The following is a 4,802-nucleotide window of genomic DNA, read 5'->3' on the forward strand; positions in this document are numbered from 1 at the left end:
CGGGTAAGAGTGAATGCCTGGGAAAGGACTGCCGGGTCGGTGGCGGCGGCGGTAAAGATCACGGCGTCAGCGCCGTGCCCGCCGGTAAGATGAAGGAGTTGCTTGACAACATCCTCCTCATTAGGATTTAAAATCAATTCGGCGCCAAAGCGGCCGGCCAGCACCAGGCGGCGCTGATCAATATCCACCCCTACGCACCGGCCGCCGGCGGCCCTGACCATCTGCAGGGCAAGCTGTCCCAGGATGCCCAGGCCAAAGATGACCACGAATTCCCCCAGTTGGACTTGCGCGCGCCGCACTCCTTGCATGGCTATACTGCCCAGGGCGACGGTGGCAGCTTCTCCGTACTCCACTCCCGGTGGAATTTTCACCGCCAGGTTGCGAGGCGCCGAAATATATTCGGCGTGATTGGCGATACCCGCGCCGGCGCAGGCCACCCTGTCGCCTGTTTTAAGATCGTTAATGCGCCGGCCTGAAGCCACAACAACACCTGCCACGGAATAGCCTGTGGGGCTGCCGGCATCAAGTTTTCCTTTCAACCTGGCCATGGCGCGTCCCACACCCTCGCGTCCGGCCATTTCCAAAACCTGCTTCACCTTGTCCGGTTTCTCCAGGGCTTTTTTAACCAGGGACTTACCGCCCTCCTGGAGGCTGCTGATCTCAGTGCCTGCAGATATGCATGAATAAACAGCTTTTACCAGGACACTATCCTCCTGCACCTGCGGCACGGGCACTTCTTCCGGATATATCTTACCTTTTTTGATTATTGCCTGCAGCACAATTATCCACCTCAGCCGGCGAAACAAATGACATTTTCCGCCGCCTTATTTACAACGCCACTGTATGCTGAATGCAGCACGTTAACAATGATCAAATCACTTTCCCGCAATACACTGGATAATGTATGATTCTTAATCCCCGCCACGAAATCGCTATTTATATTCGGTTCATTGGCCAGAACCCGGTAGCCTCTGTCAATCAACTGTCTGGCTATCTTTAAAGCCGCGCTCTCTCTGGTGTCGTCCGTATCAGGCTTATATGAGAGGCCAAGGCAGCCCAGCACCGGAGGCCTGCCTCGTTTTTCTCTAAAGTCGCCGGCCATAGCCTCGATCTTCTCCACAACCCAGGAAGGCTTAAAATCGTTAATTTCCCTGGCCGTTTTAATAATCCTGACTTCTTCCGGAAACTGGCTCACCAAGAACCAGGGATCGACGGCAATGCAATGCCCTCCAACACCGCAGCCGGGATTCAAAATATTCACCCGCGGGTGCCGGTTGGCCAGGCTGACCAATTCCCATACATCGACGCCGGCCTTGTCGCATAGAATGGAAAGCTCATTGGCAAAGGCGATATTGATGTCACGGTAGGCGTTTTCCACCAGCTTGCACATCTCGGCAGTCTTGGCGTCTGTCTGAAATACGCTTCCTTTAACAAAACCGGCGTAAAATTCAGCCGCCTTTTTTGCCGATATTTCATTAATACCGCCCACGATCCGGTCGTTATGTTCTAATTCATATAAAATCCGGCCGGGCAAAACCCGCTCCGGACAGTAGGCAATGAATAGACTGCCCGCGAGATCCGGCCTGCGATAGAATATGCGGCCAGCCAGCCTGTCCGTAATACCCACCGGGCAGGTGGATTCGATTATAAGCAAGTTTTCTTTCTCTAAAAAAGGAATAACACTCTCAACCGCCTTATCGACGAATGTAACATCCGGCCTGTTGCCTTCCGTTACCGGTGTCGGCACTGCTATGATAAAAACGTCGGCCTTTTGCGGCACCGCGCCAGCCGTTAAAAAACCGTTTGTCACAGCCTTTTGCACCAATCCGTCCAGGTCACGCTCGACAATATGCACTTCGCCACGGGTAATCTTTTCTACTACGCCCTGGTTTATATCTACACCATAAACTTTTATACCGTTGGATGCTATTAGCGCTGCCGTAGGCAGCCCGATATAGCCCAGGCCAATGATCGAAACGTTCATTTTTCCCCCCGTGTTTAAAATATTTCGTTTTTTTATTAATAAGCCCCTTTTCTTGCCGTAACCACAGCCACGGTGCGCAGCAGCAGGGTAATGTCCAGCCACAGGGACCAGTTGCGCACGTACCAAGCGTCCAATTGCACTCGTTCATCATACTCTATTTCGTTTCTGCCGCTGACCTGCCAGAGGCCGGTCAGCCCGGGTCGGACTTGGTAGAAATATTTAATATTCTCTTTATACTTTTCTATCTCTTTCCGCACGATTGGCCTGGGACCGGCCAGACTCATCTCGCCTTTAATGACATTAAATATCTGTGGCAACTCGTCCAGACTGGTTTTGCGCAAAAACCTTCCTACCCTGGTAATGCGCGGGTCGTCCTTCAATTTAAAGTCCCTTTCCCATTCCTCGCAGAGGACAGGATTTTCTTTTAAAAGCTTGTCCAGCACTTCCTGCGCGTCAACTACCATCGTCCTGAACTTATAGCACATAAACTCCCGGCCGCCCCGGCCGATGCGGCGGTGGGCAAAAACGGCGGGGCCGGGGGAATCGAGCTTCACGGCCAGGGCTATGGCGGCCATCACGGGAAGCAGAAGGAGCAGGACTACCGCGCCGGCGGTCAGGTCAAAAGCGCGCTTCAAAAAGATATTCGTGCGGCTGGCCAGGTTGTTTTTCAAACGCAACGCTAAAAAACGGTCGTCAAAGAAGTATGACGCTTCCACACCCATAACCGGCAAACCGAATAAATCAGGGACCACTATTACAGAATCGCAAACCCGCTGCAGGCGGTTTACCAGGCCCACCAGAACATTGCCCGCCAGGCCGGGAGCGGCCACTATCACATTGTAAACCCCGGTTTCAGCCATTACGTTGTCTGAATCCCGGAATCCCCCCAATACCTTCACTCTGGCGCCGCCGTTGACAGTAAAAATTCTATATTTCTTCTCCGGATCGTCATCTAAAAGTCCCACTACCCGGTAGCCCATGTACGGTTCGCGGTCCAGGGCTTGCATCACCAGTTCACCCGTCCTGCCGGCGCCCAGCACCAGCACTTTTTTCTCCCAGATGCCGGCGCGGGCGAGGAGGTTCTTCCCGGTATAACGGAAGGCCGGCAACATTACCAGGGAAAAAAACCAGATAAGGACGACGAGGGTTCGCGACACTTCCCCGCCTGTTTTGGCCAGGGTAACTATGGACAGCGACACCAGGAAGGCCAGAGTGGCAGCCTTGATCAACAGGCCGCACTCACGCCAGAAAGAATATCTCTTGGTGTACAGGCCTTCGTAAACTATAGCACCCAAAAACACTGCCGGCAGCCACCACAAGCGCTCCGGCAGGTTGGGCGGCAGTTCCGGGGGAAAAGCGCCCGAAAGCCAGGGCAATATGAAAACGCGCGCGAAATAAGCCAAAGCGACGCTAATTCCCAAAGCGCCCAAATCAACGGTTAAAACAGACGTTAATTCGATCACTTTCCGCAGTTGCAGTTTCAGCGGCCGCGGTAGTGTTGTCAACAATTGGGCGGCGCCTATTGTGGAGCTATGGACGGTTGCAACCCGGCTTTCATTGGGAACCATTTTAGAACCACCTCATTTTTCCAGGATCATAGTCCCATTTCTTCTATGAAATAAGTCCTAAATTCATGATAAAAAAATCAACCTTGCTCACATTGCGCCTTGTCACATGTGGATAATGCTTAAAGCACCACTTCTTTTGACGGCTTGTTCCTGCTCTTGTAGTAGTAATAGTAGTGGTAGTCCTCACTCTTCATTTTTACCTCGTTCAGCACTACCCCGATGATCCGGGCTTTGGCCTTTTTCAGCTGGTTCTTAGCTTCCTTGACCATATCTATCTTGGTGGCGCCCGACTTCACTACCAGCATTACGCCGTCCACCAGCGGGGCCAGCACGGAGGCGTCTGTAACGGCAATCACCGGCAGCGAGTCGATGAACACTATATCGTACATCCCGGCGGCTTTTTCCAGGAAGTTCTTCATCTTCAACGATCCGAGCAGTTCCGACGGGTTGGGCGGGATCGGGCCGCTGGTAAGCAGGCTGAGCCCTTCCACCCTGGTGGGTTTGATTACTTCCGCAATATCAAGGTCCTGAACCAACAGGTTGGTCAGCCCGCGGTGGTTGTCAGTCTCAAAATTTTTGTGCATCACGGGCTTGCGCAGATCGCAGTCCACAATCAGGACGCGGCTGCCGGCCTGGGCCATGACCACGCCCATGTTGGATGTCACTGTGGACTTGCCGTCCAACGGGCCGGCGCTGGTGGTCATAATGGTTTTGAAGGGCCGGTTCAGTGAAGAAAATGAAATATTTGTCCTTAAGGTGCGAAAGGCTTCGGCTATCGCCGACTTCGGTTTGAAATAAGCATAAAGGGCACTGTCTCCGTTTCTGCTGACAGGCATTTTTCTACCTCGTTCCGTTTATTCGCTTGACCGCACATCGGCCAGGGGGATCATCCCGAGCACGGGCAATTCCAGGTGCTGGGCCACATCTTCGGGATTCTTGATGGTGTTGTCGAGAAACTCCAATAGAAAAGCCAGCGACACGGAAGCCATCAGCCCCAGGACGAAGGCTAACGCTATGTTGAGCTTTTTCTTGGGCTTCACCGGCTCGGCCGGAGCCATGGCCGGAGAAAACACCACCACGCTGGTGCTGCCAAGGTCGATGGAGCGGGCAATCTGGGTCTGAGCGGTCTTATCCGCCAGTAGTTTCCTGGTGTCCTCAAGGCGTTTGACCTCCGCCTGGAGTCGGTCCTGTTTGGTCTTTTTATCGGTCAACTCCGCCTGGACCTGGTCGATTTGCTGGTTCAGGGCCGC

Annotated in this window: 5 protein-coding genes; all 5 read right to left on the reverse strand. The window is 53.4% G+C overall.

Going from position 1 to position 4,802, the window contains the following annotated elements:
* Positions 1–779 (reverse strand): zinc-dependent alcohol dehydrogenase (locus A4E54_RS00140; RefSeq protein ID WP_286723602.1); only part of this gene is annotated, 779 nt, incomplete at its 3' end.
* A gap of 11 nt (positions 780–790) precedes the next feature.
* Positions 791–1,984 (reverse strand): UDP-N-acetyl-D-mannosamine dehydrogenase, encoded by a 1,194-nt coding sequence (wecC, locus tag A4E54_RS00145; protein ID WP_286723604.1) that lies wholly within the window; start codon positions 1,982–1,984, stop codon positions 791–793.
* A gap of 35 nt (positions 1,985–2,019) precedes the next feature.
* Complete coding sequence (gene wbaP / locus A4E54_RS00150; protein ID WP_286723606.1) at positions 2,020–3,552, reverse strand: undecaprenyl-phosphate galactose phosphotransferase WbaP; 1,533 nt, start codon at positions 3,550–3,552, stop codon at positions 2,020–2,022.
* 119 nt (positions 3,553–3,671) lie between these two features.
* Positions 3,672–4,388 carry a CpsD/CapB family tyrosine-protein kinase gene (locus A4E54_RS00155; protein ID WP_286723607.1) on the reverse strand — a complete coding sequence of 239 codons (717 nt, stop codon included), beginning with the start codon at positions 4,386–4,388 and terminating at the stop codon, positions 3,672–3,674.
* Between the two features lie 18 nt (positions 4,389–4,406).
* Positions 4,407–4,802 (reverse strand): GNVR domain-containing protein (locus A4E54_RS00160; protein ID WP_286723608.1); only part of this gene is annotated, 396 nt, incomplete at its 5' end.

It is taken from the genome of Pelotomaculum sp. PtaB.Bin117 (genome assembly GCF_002067195.1).
Taxonomy (GTDB): Bacteria; Bacillota; Desulfotomaculia; order Desulfotomaculales; family Pelotomaculaceae; genus Pelotomaculum_D; species Pelotomaculum_D terephthalicicum.

Excerpts from the sequence above, each read along its gene's own strand:
- wbaP (WP_286723606.1), bottom strand. The coding sequence starts at position 3,552 with ATGGTTCCCAATGAAAGCCGGGTTGCAACCGTCCATAGCTCCACAATA.
- A4E54_RS00155 (WP_286723607.1), bottom strand. The coding sequence starts at position 4,388 with ATGCCTGTCAGCAGAAACGGAGACAGTGCCCTTTATGCTTATTTCAAA.
- wecC (WP_286723604.1), bottom strand. The coding sequence starts at position 1,984 with ATGAACGTTTCGATCATTGGCCTGGGCTATATCGGGCTGCCTACGGCA.